The sequence below is a fragment of the Sporofaciens sp. St.21A7 genome, from assembly GCF_059728535.1.
Genome location: NZ_BAAGFN010000001.1, coordinates 3,496,477 through 3,513,572, shown reverse-complemented (window position 1 = coordinate 3,513,572; position 17,096 = coordinate 3,496,477). Strand labels below are relative to the sequence as shown.

The 17,096-nt window shown below is 43.7% G+C and carries 19 protein-coding genes and 5 pseudogenes; 12 read left to right on the top strand and 12 right to left on the bottom strand.

Annotated features, from left to right (window positions below):
• Nucleotides 1-3: 3 nt before the first annotated feature.
• The 8 genes and pseudogenes from AC6I3O_RS17400 to istA all read right to left on the bottom strand — a co-directional run bounded on the left by AC6I3O_RS17400 (nucleotide 4) and on the right by istA (nucleotide 6,616).
• A complete protein-coding gene (locus AC6I3O_RS17400; RefSeq protein WP_016222687.1) occupies nucleotides 4-810 on the bottom strand; it encodes an ExeA family protein in 807 nt (268 codons plus the stop codon).
• Nucleotides 810-1,940, bottom strand: a pseudogene (locus tag AC6I3O_RS17395) (DDE-type integrase/transposase/recombinase); the annotation flags it as partial. The gene AC6I3O_RS17400 and the pseudogene AC6I3O_RS17395, both read right to left, overlap by 1 nt.
• A 62-nt stretch (nucleotides 1,941-2,002) precedes the next feature.
• Nucleotides 2,003-2,920: an IS3 family transposase gene (locus AC6I3O_RS17390; RefSeq protein WP_016220921.1), complete on the bottom strand. Its 918-nt coding sequence runs from the start codon at nucleotides 2,918-2,920 to the stop codon at nucleotides 2,003-2,005.
• On the bottom strand, nucleotides 2,917-3,204 hold the full coding sequence (locus AC6I3O_RS17385; protein WP_016220920.1) for a transposase: 288 nt from the start codon (nucleotides 3,202-3,204) through the stop codon (nucleotides 2,917-2,919). The genes AC6I3O_RS17390 and AC6I3O_RS17385 overlap by 4 nt, the downstream gene beginning before the upstream one ends.
• An 81-nt stretch (nucleotides 3,205-3,285) precedes the next feature.
• Nucleotides 3,286-3,426, bottom strand: a pseudogene (locus tag AC6I3O_RS17380) (DDE-type integrase/transposase/recombinase); the annotation flags it as partial.
• Nucleotides 3,427-3,516: 90 nt separating this feature from the next.
• Entirely contained in the window at nucleotides 3,517-4,110 is a 594-nt protein-coding gene (locus tag AC6I3O_RS17375) for a DUF6431 domain-containing protein (RefSeq protein ID WP_304532924.1), read from the bottom strand.
• A 203-nt stretch (nucleotides 4,111-4,313) separates the two neighbouring features.
• A complete protein-coding gene (locus tag AC6I3O_RS17370; RefSeq protein WP_497853503.1) occupies nucleotides 4,314-4,934 on the bottom strand; it encodes an ATP-binding protein in 621 nt (206 codons plus the stop codon).
• Between the two features lie 119 nt (nucleotides 4,935-5,053).
• A complete protein-coding gene (istA, locus tag AC6I3O_RS17365; protein WP_497851974.1) occupies nucleotides 5,054-6,616 on the bottom strand; it encodes an IS21 family transposase in 1,563 nt (520 codons plus the stop codon).
• Between the two features lie 205 nt (nucleotides 6,617-6,821).
• Between istA and AC6I3O_RS17360 the strand changes: the two are divergent.
• From AC6I3O_RS17360 to AC6I3O_RS17330, 7 genes and pseudogenes are all read left to right on the top strand, one after another.
• Nucleotides 6,822-6,914, top strand: a pseudogene (locus AC6I3O_RS17360) (hypothetical protein); the annotation flags it as partial.
• Nucleotides 6,888-8,132: a recombinase family protein gene (locus AC6I3O_RS17355; protein WP_497851973.1), complete on the top strand. Its 1,245-nt coding sequence runs from the start codon at nucleotides 6,888-6,890 to the stop codon at nucleotides 8,130-8,132. The pseudogene AC6I3O_RS17360 and the gene AC6I3O_RS17355, both read left to right, overlap by 27 nt.
• Nucleotides 8,133-8,137: 5 nt before the next feature.
• Nucleotides 8,138-8,317 (top strand): annotated as a pseudogene (rhuM, locus tag AC6I3O_RS17350) (RhuM family protein); the annotation flags it as partial.
• A gap of 106 nt (nucleotides 8,318-8,423) precedes the next feature.
• Nucleotides 8,424-8,909: pseudogene (locus AC6I3O_RS17345) on the top strand (DUF7004 family protein).
• On the top strand, nucleotides 8,893-9,150 hold the full coding sequence (locus AC6I3O_RS17340; protein ID WP_497851972.1) for a DNA adenine methylase: 258 nt from the start codon (nucleotides 8,893-8,895) through the stop codon (nucleotides 9,148-9,150). Before AC6I3O_RS17345 ends, AC6I3O_RS17340 begins: the two are co-directional and overlap by 17 nt.
• Nucleotides 9,151-9,337: 187 nt before the next feature.
• Entirely contained in the window at nucleotides 9,338-10,093 is a 756-nt protein-coding gene (locus AC6I3O_RS17335; protein ID WP_497853501.1) for an N-acetyltransferase, read from the top strand.
• 99 nt (nucleotides 10,094-10,192) lie between these two features.
• Nucleotides 10,193-10,639, top strand: a complete 447-nt coding sequence (locus tag AC6I3O_RS17330) for an 8-oxo-dGTP diphosphatase (protein WP_497851971.1) — start codon at nucleotides 10,193-10,195, stop codon at nucleotides 10,637-10,639.
• Nucleotides 10,640-10,654: 15 nt separating this feature from the next.
• On the opposite strand, the gene AC6I3O_RS17325 is transcribed toward AC6I3O_RS17330, so the two are convergent.
• From AC6I3O_RS17325 to AC6I3O_RS17315, 3 genes are all read right to left on the bottom strand, one after another.
• The gene (locus tag AC6I3O_RS17325) at nucleotides 10,655-11,128 is read right to left on the bottom strand and encodes a hypothetical protein (protein ID WP_497851970.1); all 474 of its coding nucleotides are present in this window, start codon (nucleotides 11,126-11,128) and stop codon (nucleotides 10,655-10,657) included.
• An 11-nt stretch (nucleotides 11,129-11,139) separates the two neighbouring features.
• Entirely contained in the window at nucleotides 11,140-11,991 is an 852-nt protein-coding gene (locus tag AC6I3O_RS17320) for an AraC family transcriptional regulator (RefSeq protein WP_497851969.1), read from the bottom strand.
• A gap of 131 nt (nucleotides 11,992-12,122) precedes the next feature.
• The gene (locus AC6I3O_RS17315; protein ID WP_497851968.1) at nucleotides 12,123-12,455 is read right to left on the bottom strand and encodes a winged helix-turn-helix transcriptional regulator; all 333 of its coding nucleotides are present in this window, start codon (nucleotides 12,453-12,455) and stop codon (nucleotides 12,123-12,125) included.
• 243 nt (nucleotides 12,456-12,698) lie between these two features.
• On the opposite strand from AC6I3O_RS17315, the gene acgA reads away from it, so the two are divergent.
• From acgA to AC6I3O_RS17290, 5 genes are all read left to right on the top strand, one after another.
• A complete protein-coding gene (gene acgA / locus AC6I3O_RS17310) occupies nucleotides 12,699-12,809 on the top strand; it encodes an ACGX-repeat peptide (RefSeq protein WP_497851967.1) in 111 nt (36 codons plus the stop codon).
• A 133-nt stretch (nucleotides 12,810-12,942) separates the two neighbouring features.
• Nucleotides 12,943-13,977, top strand: a complete 1,035-nt coding sequence (acgM, locus tag AC6I3O_RS17305; RefSeq protein ID WP_497851966.1) for a radical SAM/SPASM domain protein, ACGX system — start codon at nucleotides 12,943-12,945, stop codon at nucleotides 13,975-13,977.
• A 2-nt stretch (nucleotides 13,978-13,979) separates the two neighbouring features.
• A complete protein-coding gene (locus AC6I3O_RS17300; RefSeq protein ID WP_497851965.1) occupies nucleotides 13,980-14,243 on the top strand; it encodes a nitroreductase family protein in 264 nt (87 codons plus the stop codon).
• A gap of 71 nt (nucleotides 14,244-14,314) precedes the next feature.
• Nucleotides 14,315-15,496 carry an IS630 family transposase gene (locus AC6I3O_RS17295; RefSeq protein WP_304523360.1) on the top strand — a complete coding sequence of 394 codons (1,182 nt, stop codon included), beginning with the start codon at nucleotides 14,315-14,317 and terminating at the stop codon, nucleotides 15,494-15,496.
• 11 nt (nucleotides 15,497-15,507) lie between these two features.
• The gene (locus AC6I3O_RS17290) at nucleotides 15,508-15,795 is read left to right on the top strand and encodes a nitroreductase family protein (RefSeq protein ID WP_497853500.1); all 288 of its coding nucleotides are present in this window, start codon (nucleotides 15,508-15,510) and stop codon (nucleotides 15,793-15,795) included.
• 16 nt (nucleotides 15,796-15,811) lie between these two features.
• Here the strand turns inward: AC6I3O_RS17290 and AC6I3O_RS17285 are convergent, their stop codons facing one another.
• Complete coding sequence (locus AC6I3O_RS17285) at nucleotides 15,812-16,993, bottom strand: IS630 family transposase (RefSeq protein ID WP_304523360.1); 1,182 nt, start codon at nucleotides 16,991-16,993, stop codon at nucleotides 15,812-15,814.
• Nucleotides 16,994-17,096 lie beyond the last annotated feature (103 nt).

The window sequence follows — 17,096 nt, the reverse complement described above, 5'->3', positions numbered from 1 at the left end:
CTCCTATCCGAGATTCTGGCTGCTGACAGAAGCCAGGATGACATCCGTATCGATCACTTTCTTGTCCATCTGTGCCCCCAGAGTCAGCGCGTCGGTCATCAGGTTGTCCACCAGGCGGGGGCTCCCCTGGGAGTGACTGTGGACGGCAGAAAGCGCTGCCTGGTCGATGATGGAGGCTGCGCCTCCGGCACAGGCGATCTTGTGGAGGATATACTGCGCCACTTCCGAGTCTGAGAGACCGGAAAAGTTGTAGTGTACGGTGATGCGCTGGCGCAGGGCCTCATGGACGGGCTTTTTCAGGGTGCTGTTCAGGTGGGGCTCCCCACAGAGGATGAGCGTGAAGCAGTTCAGGGAGTCATACCCGTAGTTCATGAGCATCTTGATATCCTCCAGGATGCCGGTGGAGAGGTATTGTGCCTCATCGACTGCCAGGAGGAGGGGCTGCTTCTTGTCCTTGTAGAGGTAGAGTATCTGCTCCTGTACGGCGCGGAACATCCCAGGCTTGCCGCCCCTTGGCTCTAGCCCCAGAACAGAGCAGAGCTGGCGGTAGAACTCCATGACGCTGACCGTGGAGAGGCAGATGTACTCCATATGGTAGAGGTTGGGGTTGAGGCACTTTGCGAAGCAGCGCAGGGCGAAGGATTTGCCCATGCCGGGGCGTGCGGTGAACAGCCCGATTCCCCTTGTGTCCTTGAGGTAGTCCAGCCGGGACGTCATTTCCGAGATGTCCTTTGAGAGGAACCGGTCCTTTTCTCTTGCGTTCTGTTTGTCAAAGGGATTGAAGGAAAGCCCATAGTAGGAACGGAACATCAGCTCTCACCCCCAATCCTTGAATAATCGATGGACGGCGTGTTATTGCGTTTCGTCCTGCAGTTCTCGTTTTTATCCGTAGGCCGTATGGGATAATGTTCCCCCTCATAAAGGATGAAGGCACTGGACATGTCGTCTGGCAGGAAGCGGATCTCCACTTTTGAAGAAATGAACTGCATGGGAACGTCATAGGACACCTTGTCGATGGAGACGGTAGAGTCCTTGTTCACCTTCCTGGTGATGCGGTTCAGGAAACATTCCTCCAGCCACTCCCTGGACTTAGGGCTCCGGATGGAGGAGCGTGACTGCTGGTAGCGGTCCATGGGCGTTGTGCCGATGCCGGAATGGACAGATGTATTGTAGGTGCGCATATAGTCTTTAAGCAGCCGGTTGAACTGTGCCAGCGTGGTGATGGAATCCAGATCCAGCGTATAGAGCCAAGTCTCCTTGAGCGTTCTGAACTGGCGTTCTATTTTGGCTTTGGAAGCACCATCACGAATTTTTGTGTGTAAAAGTACGGTGCCGATGGAGCCGCAGATGAGGGAAAGCTGCTCATTCGAGTAACTGCAGCCATTATCGACATAGAGCTTCGCCGGGATTCCATGGGCTGCCACAGCGTCCTTGAACACCTTCTGGAAGTTATAGGCATTATCGTTATAGAAGAGGCCGCCGCCCACCAGAAACCGGGAATGGTCATCAATAATCATGATGCAGTAGACTCTCCTGCGCTGGCCGTGCTCCGTGATATAAGGCAGGTAACAGGTATCTGCCTGCCACATCTTCCCAAAGGCGTCTTCTTCAAACGCCTTCCTGTCCCGCATGCCTGGGTTGCGTGCTGATTTCAGGTCATGTTTCTTCACGAAGCGCTGGACGGCGCAGACGCTGACTGTGGCAGGGATGAAGGCTTCTTCAACGAGGTGCCGGTGGATCTGGGTGGAGTTCAGCCGTGGGAAGGCTTCCTTGAGGCGGTAGATCTCCTCGATGGCCGTGTCCGGGAGCACCCGGGTGGAGCCCTTATCGGAACGCTCCTGCGGCATGAGGGCGTCGATGCCACCGTTCTGGTAGAGGGACACCCATTTGCTGAGGGTCTTTGGGCTGTACTGGAATACCGAGCCGTCAGGCAGGGTGAGCTGGTACTATGTCAAGAAAAAGTACAAGTTAAAAGTGAACTTTTCTTACAACCTTCCATTTTTTATCCAGCCAATCTTTCCATCTTATTCAATTTCTGTTCATACACATTCTCGTATTCATTTGGTGATAGATATCCACAATGACTGTGGATTCTTACCGTATTATAAAATGTCTCTATGTATTCAAATACCAATTTATAGGCATGTTCATAATTTTTTATTTTAAATCGATTCAGCCATTCTCTTTTGATCAATGCATGAAAGGATTCAATACAGGCATTATCCCATGGATACGCTTTTTTCGAATAACTTCTCTTCATTCCAATGGTTGCCTCTACATACTCCCTGCACACATACTGGATCCCCCGGTCTGTATGCAGAATTAAGGGTTTCTCCACATTCCTCCTTCTTTTTGCCTTTTCTACCGCTTTTACGACATGTTTTGCTTCTAATGTATTACTTAATACCCATGAGATGATCTTTCTCGAGTACAGATCCATAATACTCGTTAAGTATACAAAGCCCTCGTAAGTCCAGATATAAGTGATATCCGAACACCAGACTGCATCCGGTTCTTCCGGATTAAATTTTTCTTTCAGAATATTTCTCAGCCTACTGCTTAGATCCGGTTCGATTGTTGTAACGGTATAAGGTTTCACGTACTGTGCTTTGATCCCCAATTCCCTCATATAATTCCCCACTGTTTTGTCTGCTATTTTTTCTCCTTCCCTGCGCAGACATTCTGCTATTTTGGGGGCTCCATAATTCTGATGGGATTCCTGATAAATCTCAACGATCCTCTCTTTTATCTGCTCCTTTCTCTTCTCCCGGGTGGAAGGGAGGCGGTTTTTCCATGCAAGGTATCCGCTTCTTGAAACACCTAAGATCCTCAGCACACCAGAGACATTCGGCCGGCGTTTCCCCTCTTCCAGAAGCTGCTCTTCATACCGGGCAGTCTCCAGGAAGAGAGCCTCTGTCATTTTCCCAGTATGCCGATTGCTTTTTTTAAGATATCTAAAGCATCTTGTGTATCACGTAGCTCTTTACGCAGGCGTGCAAGTTCCTTTGCATCATCACTCTCAAAATTCCCCCTTCCTCTGGTTGGGACTGTCCCCTCATTTGCATCATATATCTTTCTCCAGTTAGAAAGAGCTGTCTTACTAATCCCCAGATTCTTTGCACACTTAGCAATCCCAAGCTCTGGATGTTCCTTCCAATACCTTACTGCATCATTCTTAAATTCTTCTGTATATTGTGTAGCCATGTTCATTCCTCCATCTGTTCTATTATACTTTCCTGTTGGGAATTTTCCATGTCTAACTTGTACTAATTATATTCTAACACCAAGCGGTTTTTCGGTGATACGCAGGTAGTAAGCGTTCCTGGACGCATCCGGATAAAGGCCATGGATGACCGGCGCTATGAGAGCGAGGCGGAACTGTGCCATGGCGGCTGCGTCCGAAAGTTTTTTTGGATTGTTGTCCATAAAAATGTCCTCCTTAGGTGGTTTTCCACCATTATGCAGGAGAGAAGGGAGGGAAGCCATACCCGTGGCGTGTGGCCGACGGAAAAAGGGTCAGGGGCCGAACACCTGCTGGCAGTAAAGTGTCGGGTTTTTATGGGACTGGAGGAAAGACTTTGTAAAACGGCGGACAAAGGCGGAGGCGAAATCCGAATAAGCCGGCTGCGTGAGCAGGGACTTCAGGAAGGAAAGGCCGGAAACCTCCATGGAGGAAAGCACGCCGAGCCAAACTTCCTTCTGCACCCGAAAGAGCTGCAGCCACCGGCGCAGCTGGGAAAGGGTGATGCCGAAGCGTTCGCATAGCCTTTCCACAGTGGAAAGGCGCAGGAAATACTCTGCCAGGACACGTAGAAGGAAGAACAGGCCGTAGCCGGAGTAGGGAATGATGAAGTCCGGGAGGATGGCATGGGTATGGCCACAGGTACAGATAAGGCGCATGATGCAGAGGCTGTGGCGGACCTGGGTGCCGCCTATAAAGTCCACCAGGGAGCGGTCATAGTAGGCATGGATGCGGCAGGATCCCTTTACCCCACAGCAGGGACAGGTCTGCAGTTCCGAACGGAATCCGGCCATAAAGGAATCGAACAGGATCTTTGATGAACTTTTTATACGAACCAGCTTGCAAAACAGGGAATTTTCTCTTATCATAATATATGTCGGTGGTGCTGGAGCCTCATGAGCGGGACATGATCCCGTATATGGCAGGCACACTGGTATGTGAGAGAAAGAACGAACTGTGGAAGGTGCTGTTCTTTCTCTTTTTTTTGTTCCATAAAAACTATATCGGAATGACATGGGATGGTCAAGAGGAAAACGTGCCGCCTCCTGTAGCACACTTTTATAGACAGTGTTTAAAAACTGAGATTATAATTTGACGTTTTTGTGCGGGAGATAGGAACTTTAATTTGCTGGGCTACATTATGTATGATCCGGTCCATAATAGAATCGGCCTGGGTTCCGCCGCCTAACCGTTCATGCCAGTCACAGACCTCGTATTGCCCGACAAAGATCGTCGGATTATTTCCACAACGCTGTTCTACCAACTCATATATGAATTTTGACTCTTTCTCATTGATCTTATAGTTCAGCCATTCATCTATGATCAGCACTTTATAGTTTCCCAGTTTCTTCCGGTATCGTACCTGCTCTCTGAGGTTATCTTTGTGGGCCTGAAAATGTCCCAGCATATCCGGCATTCTGATATAACACGTCCGGAGAGTCTGTTTACATGCTTCTACACCCAGGACACATGCAAGATAGGTTTTCCCGGCACCCGTCGGGCCTGTAATGATCAGGTTTGTTGCAGCACCTACGAATCCCATGGTTGCAAGATTTGCGATTTTCTCCCTACTGACCTCTCGTGCATCACAGTCTAAAGTTTCAAGGCTTGCATTGGGATACTTTAAATCTGCATTCTTTGTCAGCCTGGTGATCAGTCTGTTCTGCCGTTCTGTTATTAGAGCTGAGAGCAGATGCTAAAGCCTCTCATTGTAAGTCAGGTCAACAAAAGATACTTCTTTTTCCTGAGCCTCGATCACAGCCACTAAATCACTGAGTTCTAATACTGATAATTGTTTCTTGATCTCTGTATTCATAAATTTTTACCATCCTCTCTATAATAATCCGCACCTCTTACGATTCCCTGCTTATGATCTTTTACGTTCTTTTTTGTAAGATCATTTTTTCTGTTTTTTGCAGCTCTTTTCACATAAGGCATAAGCGTGTTGTAAGTAATCAGATGAAAGTCCTTAAGTGCAAGGCTGCAAGCTGTTTCAAGGATATCTTTCCCATATACACCAGCGATATCCAATACGGTTCTTGCATCTACAAGAGCCTGTTCTTTTACTTTTGCATTGTCATACAACCTGCCTATCACGGTTCTTGTACTGTTGCCAATAGCTTCTGCTTTATTCAGCGTTGATTCCATTGTATCCGGAGTGTATATTGGATATGGAAGATGGGACATCTCTGTTCTTTTCGCATTCCGAATGCCTGTGGGAATACGTTTATGCTCAGCTACTAATTGATGTGAGGCGTAGATACAAACAAGAGAACTGTTATACTGCACATCAACGTATTTATTTATGTAACTGCTTGGAACAGAGTATTGTCCCTTGTGAAACCATATATGGGAATTCGGGCCTACTTTGTGATTATATGACCACTCACAGATCTCAAAGGGAAGCATTGGCAGGGTTCTGAGATATGGTTTTTCCTCCAGCTCATAAATTGTTTTTCTACTGCCGTTTCTCTTTTGGAAGGGTTTGTCATTTAGCCTGTCAAGCACTTTTCTGATTGCCGAATTAAGCCCTTCTATAGAATGAAAAGTTTCATTTCTGAGCATGCCGATGATCTTTCTTGCAATTTTTCCCACCGCGCCTTCGACACTTGCTTTCTGTTTGGGTTTCTTTACCTGTGCCGGCATAATTGCAACCTGGTAGTGTTCTGCAAAAGATAAATAGGAATCATTCAGCACGACCTCTCCATGTTTCGGGTGTTTGATCACGCCTGTTTTTAGGTTGTCACAGACAATCCTTACAGGTGTCCCGCCAAAGAATTCCAGCATGTGGACATTGCACGACAGCCAGTCTGATTGGTTCATAGAAGCGGCAGCCTCTACATAGGTATACTGGCTGTACGGAAAAGCCGCAACAAACAGATATGCCGTTTGCTGTTCCTGTTTGTCAGGATCCATGTAGCTCATCGTAGGACCTGACCAGTCAACCTCCAGAGTTACTCCCGGTTTGTGTTCGATATGACTGGTATAATTTTTATCAGCTATAAAGCGTTTATAGCCATTTGCGAATGTAGCAGAACAGCAATGGGAAATCCCTTGTGCATTACACTTTTCACAGTATTCCTCCCATAGCAGCATTTCTGTAACCCCGACCTTTTTCAATTCACTGTGGACATACGAATAGTCCACTGGAGCAAATCTGTTTCTTGGCCTGAAGGTATGGGGATAAAAAAGGTGATAGATCTCGTCATCGTTCATCAGACATATTTCATCCCAGTCTTTGTCACATTTGTCATAAGATTCTTTCACAAATGCAATAGAATTACGAGAGACCTTCAAAGTTTTAGAGATCTCTCTGGCACTTAGATCCTTGTGAAGAAGTTCAAGGATCTGTCTTACTTTTGTTTTCTTAAACATAGAAAACCTCCTTTAAAATGTATTTGAAAAGTACGGGTACTTTTCATAAACACATCTTAAAAGAGGGATCTTATCTTAAGCAATATATTTGGATGACCACAATATATAGTGGTGGCTCCCAAGCTTTAAAATACACTGGATCCAGATGGCTCTCAAGCTTTAAATAGATGGCTCCCAAGCATTAGAATAATCACAGACAAGCGGAAAGCTGCTCATATCTGTCCTGTCAGCGGTTGCAGAGATTGAGAGGGAAAATATCATTGAGCAGACCATGAACGGGCGCAGGGAAAAAGCAAGGCAGGGAGGCTGGAACGGCGGCTTTGCCCCATACGGGTATTATCTGAAAGACAACCATCTCTTAATAGAGGAAACAGAAGCCGAAGCAATCCGAATTATATTTGATAAGTTTGGAAATTCAGATATAGGGCTTGGGGGAGTTGCAAAATACCTTAATCTGCAAGGGATAAAGAAGATACCACGTCAGAATGGAAAGTTAGAAACATGGAGCAGCCATTTAATACGGCAGATATTAGACAACCCTGTTTACTGCGGAAAAATTGCATATGGCAGAAGAACACGTGAAAAAGTCAAAGGAACAAAAAACGAATATAAGCAGGTTCATACCGATGATTATATTTTAGAGGACGGGCAGCATGAGGGGATTGTCAGTGAGGAACTCTGGCAGAAAGTCCATGCAAAGCGTTTGGCAACAGGAATCAAGCAGCCGTCAAGAATTGGCAAAGAAAGGTCGCATCTGTTGACGGGCGTTTTGAAATGCCCCCTTTGCGGCAGTTCAATGTATACGAATAAACACGCATGGACAAATAAGGACGGCACATATAAGGAAGTCTACTATTATATATGCGGAAGAAATAAGCAGGAGCGGGGGCGTCATTGTGACTACAAAGCTTCTTTAAGGAAAATAGACATTGAGCCGCTTGTAGTAGAAGCGGTAAGAGAGCTTGTAAGCGATGCCTATTTTGCAAAAGAGATTGAAAAGCGGATTGGAGTGCAGACAGATACAAGCGTGGTAGATAAAGAACTTGCCAATTACGAAAACAAGTTGAAAGAGGTGGATTTGAATAAAGCACGTCTGGAAAATGAGATTGACAATCTTCCTGTCGATGCCCGATTCCGTGAAAGAAAAATCCACGATATGACATTAAGACTTGATGCTTTGTACGATACGATGGTGGAGCTGGAGGAATGCATTGAAGATGCCAAATTAAGAAAAAGCTCCATTGAGATGGAAGCCATCACGCTTGACAATGTTTACAAAATCATGCAGAACTTTGGAAAGTTATATGCTATAATGAGTGATGAGGAAAAGAAAAACCTTATCACATACCTCATTAAAGAAATTCAGATATATCCGAATGGAGAATCGAAAATGCCGTTGAAGTCGATAGAGTTTAACTTTCCGATTTATATTGACGGCAAGGAAGTAAGGAAAGTTTTGTGGGAAAGAGGTAATACCATTGAGGGTGTCGTGTTGATGTCAAGGGTTGAAAAGTAGATGTGTGGGATGCAGCGCCGGATGGGAAAATCGTAAAAACTGATGTGTCGATTGCAAAGAACTATCTGAATGATAAGGAAATGTCCTACATGGAGCGAATTGTATCGCTGTATCTTGATTACGCTGAATTGCAGGCAGAGCGCCAAATTCCAATGAGCATGGAGGATTGGGCAAAACATTTCAATGTTGAGAGTACAGGAGTTGAAACTATTTCAAAAATCTGTGAAGGCCTAAATATTTCTTTACCAGAATTCTTTACGTTGGATTGTTTTGAAAAGGAGGATAAAGTAAATGGAAACTAGAATTAAAGATTTCCCGGATGGTTCTTTTTTAGAATATGATAATGGTAAGTTTGATGAGTGGTGCGTGTATATGAATCAGCCTAATGGAACAAGACTCCCACCATTGGATAGAGACTATTTTACACAATTGCAGAGTTTTGGAAGAACATATGGTGTGGCTAGAATATATGAAGATTATGTAAGTGTGTATAATTTAGTAGGAAAAGAAGTAAATAATAACGATTTGAAACATATAACTAATATTGCATAAGCATATGGAAACGATGCTTTAGAACTCGATAAGATTTTTACAATTTTGTATATGGCTATGATAGCAGAAGAGAGAAAGAAATTTACAAAGCTTGGTAAAAGAATCAAATGATTAGGTGTTCATAAACTACTTATTGAAGGTGAAACAGTGAATCAAGCCGCAAACTTCATGAGAGGAATGGGCTGGAGAGAAATTGACGCATTATGTCGTGAAAGGGAATTTTAAAGTGACAAGAGTACCTAACAGATATGGCGGCGGAGCACAGACTAACGCCAGTGGTTTACTATTTGAACAGACTACATCACTAGATGTTGCTCTTGATTCGCCTTATATCCCTGCAAGCGAAACTACTAAATTTACGAATTATACAAAGGATGGTTTCACATATGAAGACCATGTGAGGCTGGCAGAATTATATAAGTGTTTAGTGGCAAAGGAGGTAAAGGTTATGCTTAGCAACAGATAATTTGTGCATTGCAATATTCACGCTTTGTTTGTCTGTAAGGTTTATAGAATATTTTCTGATTGAGACAGATAAAACGGCTATTGGAGAAAATGTACTTCATAAAGTAGTTGGAATTCTATTATTATAAGATACAGAAAGAGAATTTATAAAAGGTGAAACGCTGCATTGTAGTAGGAGGTAATAGATGATGGAACTTATAAAATTGACACATGAAAATATTGAAAAGGAGCACATTTGCTGCGCCATATCGAGCAATAAGGATATTCAGGTCATATCCAAAAAGAAGTGGCTGAAGGATCGTCTGGACGAAGGACTTGTATTCCTAAAAGGCAATGTCCGTGGAAAATGCTTCATAGAGTATATCCCTGCGGAATACGCATGGGCGCCTATCAAGGCAGATGGGTATATGTATATTGACTGCCTGTGGGTATCCGGGCAGTTCAAAGGGCATGGGTACTCGAATCTTCTGTTGGACGCGTGTATAGAGGACAGTAAAGCGAAAGGAAAAAATGGTCTTGTGATTCTGTCCTCCAAAAAGAAAATGGGCTTCCTGTCAGACCCGAAATATATGAGGTATAAGGGATTTCAGACGGTGGATACGGCAGAGCCTTATTTTGAGCTGCTGGCTTTGCCTTTTGAGGAGGGTGCTGTGCTTCCCCGTTTTCGGGATACGGTGGGCGGGCATGAAGGTATGCCGGAAGGATTTGTGTTGTATTACACAAACCAATGCCCCTTTACGGCAAAATACGTACCGATACTGGAGGAGATGGCAAAAGCCAGGAATGCGGTGTTTCAATCCATACATATCCAGACTAGAGAGGGTGCGAGGGAATGCCCATCGCCATTTACAACCTTTTCCCTTTTCTATGACGGTCAGCTTGTGACTCATGAAATCCTGTCGGAGAAGAAATTTGATAAAATTTTAGCGAGTAAGGGACTGTGAAAAAATGGTGAGTTTGATAACGGGAGAATCTAATGAAGGAAGAATGCGGTAGAGAAATTGAATCAGCAGAGGGTGTATCATAGGATGAAAAGGAGACAGTTGATTGAATTAACAAATATGTGTCTTATTTATAGTGATGACAGAATACTTGTACAAGAAAAGCTTGGTACAGGTTATGAGGGCGGATTGTTGTTCCCGGGAGGCCATGTTGAGCCAGGAGAAAGTTTAAGAGACTCCGTTATCAGAGAGATGAAGGAAGAAACCGGATTGGATATCAGCGAACCACAACCATGTGGTTTTAAGGATTGGATACAAGAGGATGGAACAAGATATATTGTACTTCTTTATAAAACAAACAAATTTTCTGGCGAATTAAAATCATCAGAAGAGGGAAAAGTATTTTGGCTTGATAGAAAGGATATAGATAAAGTAAATTTAATCTGGAATATGCGAGAATTATTAGAAATATTTGAAACGGATCATTATTCTGAATTTTTCTTTGAATATAAAGAAGGAACTTATGAACCTGGTAAATTGTTAGGATAAGCTCTGATTTGTTAATCAGAGCTTATCCCGCAATTCTTTCTCTAAAAATTGCATGATATACGGATTGTTTTCCTCACTCAATGTAGGCTGAAACGCCATGTAACGGCATTTTTGATAATGCTCGCCATCCAACGTAAAAGTATATCCCATTACACATTTCGGGTTACAGTCATCGGGATTGATAAGCCGTTTGCAGACGGATGCTTTCTTGATTTCCTTTTTTACCTTATCGGGCAGTGTATCAAGAAAGCTCTGGTATTCTTGGATATGTTCGGGATAAATGCGGAGCTTCATCCCTGTTTTTCGGGATACGAATGCTGCCAAAGTCCTTTTGCTGTTGTTTAACACATAGGACACAACATAGCCGCTTTTTTGCAGTTTTATTTCGCACTTACAGTCGTTTTTTGTCAGATAGTCGTTGATTTGGCTTACAAAACTACGGAAACGTTCATCAACGGTTTCCATAAACATATTAAATTTCTCGTCCATAAGTCCCTCCGTTATCCCTTTTTCTTTGCCACAGGTATCCAGACCTCATATTGTGCGTTCTGTGGGTCTGGATTTAAGTAAACCTCAATATCCGGGGCGTCGGCATATTCATATCCGGAGGTTGGCAGCCACTCTGTTATAATGCGCTGCTCCAATTCCTGTATTGACTGATTGGTACCCGTTCCGGAAAAGATTGCCCAAGTAGATGCGGGCACGGTATATTCTTCAAACTCGGCACTTGTTTTTGTGCTGGAAACGGCAATAAAATATTTCCATTGTTCTTCATCATTGCAGGCGCTTACGCCTAAAAGTCCCATTGGCGGCGTATCCATCATTCCTGCCAATTTTTGTATTGTCCCATTTACAGACGCCTCCTGCCACATCGTTGGCACAACCATAAAATTATTCTCGATTTCCTTATCAAGCGGTGCAGAAACGCCGATAATGCGGAATGCTTCTTTTGTCTCGATTCTATAATTCATTTCTGCCGCTCCCTTTACAGCAATGTTAAACACAATGGGGGAAAAAGATTTCACGGATACGCCCTCAGCCTTAACGGACGATGGGGCTATCCCGTGAAAGGACTGGAACGCCCTGTTAAATGCAGTCGGGGAACGGTAGCCGTACTTTTCTGCAATATCAATAATCCGTTCATCCCCGCCCTGCAAGTCTACCGCCGCCAAGGACATTTTTCTTCTTCGGATATACTCTGCCAGAGTGATACCCGCCATATAAGTAAACATCCTCTGATAGTGATAGGTGGAGCAGCAGGCAATCCGCCCAAGCTGTTCATAGTTAATTTCGCCTGTCAAATGTTCCTCAATATAATTCATGCTTTGGTTTAATCTTTCGATCCATTCCATGAGATACCTCCCTATCCGCACATATCGTGCCCTGTATAAAGTTGTCTTTATCATTATAAGGCTTCTGCTCTCATTCGTCCTCTCTATTCTTGCACAAAAAAGAGAGGCGGCTGTTTAATCATTCGTATCTGTTAAGAATGTGCCATCGATTTGTAGGAGTTTCCCCATGCTGCCATGGCGTCAAGAATCGGGCGCATCGTTTCCCCTAATTCTGAAAGGGAATATTCAACTCTTGGCGGAACCTCTGCATACACAGTGCGGGTGATAAGTCCGTCCGCTTCCATAGACCGCAGGCTGTCCGTCAGAACTTTCTGACTGATACCGTCCAGATTTTTCTGCAATTCATTAAAACGCCATGGCTGTATCTGCAGATTGCGGATGATTAATAACTTCCATTTATTTCCAATGAGCTGAACGGTTGTAGCTACCGGGCATTCAGGCAGCAATTCGGCTTTCGTCTTCATGTCACACCTCCATTATTTCACAAAAGGATAATTACAATTCAATTATATTGTAAGATCCTTTAAATTGCAATGGCAGAAGTTTCAAAGCTGTTAATGCCGGAAAATCTTGTAAATCCCCAAAAGTTACAAAAAAGTAACCTGGGTTATAAAAAACTGCGTACTTGTGAAGGCGGAAGAAATTCTTATAATAAGAATTACAGAGAGCAAAACAGCTCCCTGAATACTTAAATGGAGGTTACTACAATGGCACTTTCTAACTTAACTGGATGGAATGGAAACAATGGGGGTTCCGCATGCGGAGCGGCAGACAAGCCGGCAGAAACTCCGGCAGCATGCGGAGCGGGCGATAAGTAAAACGTTCTAAATTCTTTCCAAAATGTGTTCCTGATGGGAAATATCCCATCGGGAGCATATGAGATTTTTTCGGCGGCAGGCGTTTATTGCCTAAGCCGATTTCATATAAAAAAGGCAAAGCGAGGTATGCGAGATGAAACAATATTTTTCTTTTCAATGGCACATAACGGATGAGTGCGACCAGCGTTGCAAGCACTGCTACATTTTTTCGGGAGATGACTGTAAAAAAATAGATTCCATGGACTGGCGGCAGATGCAGGACACGTTTTATAACTGCCTTGATTTTTGCAAGGTTTACAACCGTTTACCGTATTTCTATATCACAGGAGGCGATCCGATCCTGCATCCGGATTTTTGGAGGCTGTTGAAGTTGCTTCATGCACACAGCGTACCGTTTACCATTCTCGGAAACCCCTTTCACCTAAGCGACCGGATATGCCGTGAACTTAGGGAATACGGTTGTGAGAAATATCAACTGTCTATTGACGGGCTTCGTGAAACTCACGACTGGTTCCGAAAACCCGGCTCCTATGACTGCACCTTGGAAAAGATTGGATGTATTAACCGTGCAGGAATCCGCAGCGTGGTTATGACTACGGTTTCCAAGGCAAACCGCATGGAGGTTCCCGGTATTATCGACACGGTTGTAAAAGCAGGCGTGAATGTATTTGCTTTTTCCCGTTTTGTTCCAAGCGGCGGCGACCTGGACGCAAGTATGACGCCGCAGGAATACCGGGAACTGCTTGAAATATGTGATAAAAAATTCAAAGAATATGAGGCGGAAGGCTGTGAGACTTATTTCAGTAAAAAAGATCACCTATGGACGCTGTATGAATATGAAACGGGAACTTTCAAAATTCCTGAAACGAGAGAGGAGGGAATGATTTACGGCGGCTGCAACTGCGGTAACTGCCATATCACGATTCTTCCTACCGGAGACGTCTTTGCCTGCCGGCGTGTAGCCGACAGCAAGGTGGGCAATGTGTTCAAAGACAGGCTTTCAGATATATGGGTATGTGAAATGGAAGCCTATCGGGACTACAAAAAATTTGAAAAATGTTCAAAGTGCGAGCTGCTGGCGTTCTGCCGCGGCTGTCCAGCCGTCGCAAAGGGAACAAACGGAAATTATTATGCCGCTGACCCGCAATGCTGGAAGGAGGTTGTTTGAAGATGAATGAAACCATGAAGACAATTTTACATCGGCGGGCAATCCGCAGATTTGACGAAAAACAGATAGAAGAGGATGCCTTGCAGGAGATTTTGCAGGCGGGATTGTATGCCCCCAGCGCAGGCGGACGCCAAGGCGTACTCTTTGCTGTCTGCCAGACAAAAGAAGTCAATGAGCGGCTCGGAAAAATTAAGCGGGCTAACACCAATCCCCATATGGCGACGGCGACAAACTATGTGTCCAAGGAACAGCCTAGTACATCATAAATTAAATAACTAGCCAAATATATATATGAGTGTTATAATCAAATTATTTAATATAGGAAGGAATGTTGATTATGGCACACGCAAATATATTAGATATTGAACAGGAAGATTATGAATATCTCCAATCTCTGTGTAGATGCAGAACAATACAGGCTCAGATTGTTGACCGAGCAAAAATATTGATATACAAAACACAAGGTGAGTCAAATGCCGCAATAGCACAGCGCATAGATGTTAACGTGAATACCGTTAAGTTATGCCTTAAAAAGTTTAAAGAAGGCGGTGTTGATCTTGCTTTATATGATAGACCACGTCCTGGTCATCCAATTGAAATTACAGATGATGCTGTGGCATGGATCGTGGATTTGGCCTGCCAACGTCCAGCTGATCTTGGCTATTCCCAGGAACTTTGGACTCTGAAAAACCTGCATCAGCATATTCAGAAAAATGCACAAGAGGTGGGCTTTCCCCGGCTTGCCACGATCACAAAACCTATGGTTCAAAAGATATTGCGCAAGTCGGAAATCAAACCTTTCAAAATCAAGTATTACTGTGAAAAACGTGACCCTGAATTTGAACAGAAAATGCATGATGTACTTTTGGTATATAAGCAAATATCCTTACAGTTTAATGAAGATGGTAGCATAATCGTCCCAGAAGATGGGATTGTTGTCCATACAGTTTCTTGTGATGAAAAACCCGGAATACAGGCGATTGCAACGACCGGGGATGACCTGCGTCCAACAGCGGATACAGGATGTGTTTACCGTGACGCGGAATATAAGCGTTTAGGGACTCTTTCCTTATTGGCAGGAATTGATCTGCTGACTGGGGAAGCAATTCCACTGGTCAGCGAGAGTCATAAAAGTTCAGATTTTATCAATCTGTTGAAGAAACTGGACAATAAATATCCAGAAGGGGATGTGATACGTATCATATGCGATAACCATTCTGCCCACAAGTCCAAGGAGACAAAAAACTATCTTGCAACGTGTCCGGAGGGACGATTTATCTTTGTATTTACGCCCACGCATGGATCATGGTTAAACATGATAGAAAGTTTCTTTAGCAAGATGACAAAGCAGATGTTAAAAGGAATTCGAGTCAAATCAAAGGAGGAACTCGCTGACCGCATATACCTGTATTTTGAAGAGGTCAACAGGGAGCCAGTTGTATACCATTGGACTTATAAAATGGATGAAATAAGTCAGGATGAAGCCGTTAAAGCTGGCATAAAATCAAATGCTAATTAGGCCAGTTATTAATTATTCAATGTACTAGCATCGCAGATGACCCGAATCTGCAGAACGCCTTTTACAATGCGCCCACGGTCATTACCCTGTTTGCTCCGAAAAACTTCCTCTTTTCTCCGGAGGACTGTGCCATTGCCGCCGAAAATATGATGCTGGCGGCTGATTCCCTCGGTATCGTCTCCTGCTATATCGGTCAGGGCTGGAACGCTTTCGCAGACCCTTATGGGCAGGAAATATTAAAGACATGGGAAATCCCTGTGGATTGCTATGCGGTGATGCAGCTTTTGCTAGTACATTGAATAATTAATAACTGGCCTAATTAGCATTTGATTTTATGCCAGCTTTAACGGCTTCATCCTGACTTATTTCATCCATTTTATAAGTCCAATGGTATACAACTGGCTCCCTGTTGACCTCTTCAAAATACAGGTATATGCGGTCAGCGAGTTCCTCCTTTGATTTGACTCGAATTCCTTTTAACATCTGCTTTGTCATCTTGCTAAAGAAACTTTCTATCATGTTTAACCATGATCCATGCGTGGGCGTAAATACAAAGATAAATCGTCCCTCCGGACACGTTGCAAGATAGTTTTTTGTCTCCTTGGACTTGTGGGCAGAATGGTTATCGCATATGATACGTATCACATCCCCTTCTGGATATTTATTGTCCAGTTTCTTCAACAGATTGATAAAATCTGAACTTTTATGACTCTCGCTGACCAGTGGAATTGCTTCCCCAGTCAGCAGATCAATTCCTGCCAATAAGGAAAGAGTCCCTAAACGCTTATATTCCGCGTCACGGTAAACACATCCTGTATCCGCTGTTGGACGCAGGTCATCCCCGGTCGTTGCAATCGCCTGTATTCCGGGTTTTTCATCACAAGAAACTGTATGGACAACAATCCCATCTTCTGGGACGATTATGCTACCATCTTCATTAAACTGTAAGGATATTTGCTTATATACCAAAAGTACATCATGCATTTTCTGTTCAAATTCAGGGTCACGTTTTTCACAGTAATACTTGATTTTGAAAGGTTTGATTTCCGACTTGCGCAATATCTTTTGAACCATAGGTTTTGTGATCGTGGCAAGCCGGGGAAAGCCCACCTCTTGTGCATTTTTCTGAATATGCTGATGCAGGTTTTTCAGAGTCCAAAGTTCCTGGGAATAGCCAAGATCAGCTGGACGTTGGCAGGCCAAATCCACGATCCATGCCACAGCATCATCTGTAATTTCAATTGGATGACCAGGACGTGGTCTATCATATAAAGCAAGATCAACACCGCCTTCTTTAAACTTTTTAAGGCATAACTTAACGGTATTCACGTTAACATCTATGCGCTGTGCTATTGCGGCATTTGACTCACCTTGTGTTTTGTATATCAATATTTTTGCTCGGTCAACAATCTGAGCCTGTATTGTTCTGCATCTACACAGAGATTGGAGATATTCATAATCTTCCTGTTCAATATCTAATATATTTGCGTGTGCCATAATCAACATTCCTTCCTATATTAAATAATTTGATTATAACACTCATATATATATTTGGCTAGTTATTTAATTTATGATGTACTAGGCTATCCCCGTGAGAGTG

What these genes read in the sequence shown, in the direction of transcription:
- AC6I3O_RS17400 (WP_016222687.1), bottom strand. Translation starts at nt 810, where the DNA reads ATGTTCCGTTCCTACTATGGGCTTTCCTTCAATCCCTTTGACAAACAG.
- AC6I3O_RS17390 (WP_016220921.1), bottom strand. Translation starts at nt 2,920, where the DNA reads ATGACAGAGGCTCTCTTCCTGGAGACTGCCCGGTATGAAGAGCAGCTT.
- AC6I3O_RS17385 (WP_016220920.1), bottom strand. Translation starts at nt 3,204, where the DNA reads ATGGCTACACAATATACAGAAGAATTTAAGAATGATGCAGTAAGGTAT.
- AC6I3O_RS17375 (WP_304532924.1), bottom strand. Translation starts at nt 4,110, where the DNA reads ATGATAAGAGAAAATTCCCTGTTTTGCAAGCTGGTTCGTATAAAAAGT.
- istA (WP_497851974.1), bottom strand. Translation starts at nt 6,616, where the DNA reads ATGTTTAAGAAAACAAAAGTAAGACAGATCCTTGAACTTCTTCACAAG.
- AC6I3O_RS17355 (WP_497851973.1), top strand. Translation starts at nt 6,888, where the DNA reads ATGAACGGGCGCAGGGAAAAAGCAAGGCAGGGAGGCTGGAACGGCGGC.
- AC6I3O_RS17335 (WP_497853501.1), top strand. Translation starts at nt 9,338, where the DNA reads ATGGAACTTATAAAATTGACACATGAAAATATTGAAAAGGAGCACATT.
- AC6I3O_RS17325 (WP_497851970.1), bottom strand. Translation starts at nt 11,128, where the DNA reads ATGGACGAGAAATTTAATATGTTTATGGAAACCGTTGATGAACGTTTC.
- AC6I3O_RS17320 (WP_497851969.1), bottom strand. Translation starts at nt 11,991, where the DNA reads ATGGAATGGATCGAAAGATTAAACCAAAGCATGAATTATATTGAGGAA.
- AC6I3O_RS17315 (WP_497851968.1), bottom strand. Translation starts at nt 12,455, where the DNA reads ATGAAGACGAAAGCCGAATTGCTGCCTGAATGCCCGGTAGCTACAACC.
- acgA (WP_497851967.1), top strand. Translation starts at nt 12,699, where the DNA reads ATGGCACTTTCTAACTTAACTGGATGGAATGGAAACAATGGGGGTTCC.
- acgM (WP_497851966.1), top strand. Translation starts at nt 12,943, where the DNA reads ATGAAACAATATTTTTCTTTTCAATGGCACATAACGGATGAGTGCGAC.
- AC6I3O_RS17300 (WP_497851965.1), top strand. Translation starts at nt 13,980, where the DNA reads ATGAATGAAACCATGAAGACAATTTTACATCGGCGGGCAATCCGCAGA.
- AC6I3O_RS17295 (WP_304523360.1), top strand. Translation starts at nt 14,315, where the DNA reads ATGGCACACGCAAATATATTAGATATTGAACAGGAAGATTATGAATAT.
- AC6I3O_RS17285 (WP_304523360.1), bottom strand. Translation starts at nt 16,993, where the DNA reads ATGGCACACGCAAATATATTAGATATTGAACAGGAAGATTATGAATAT.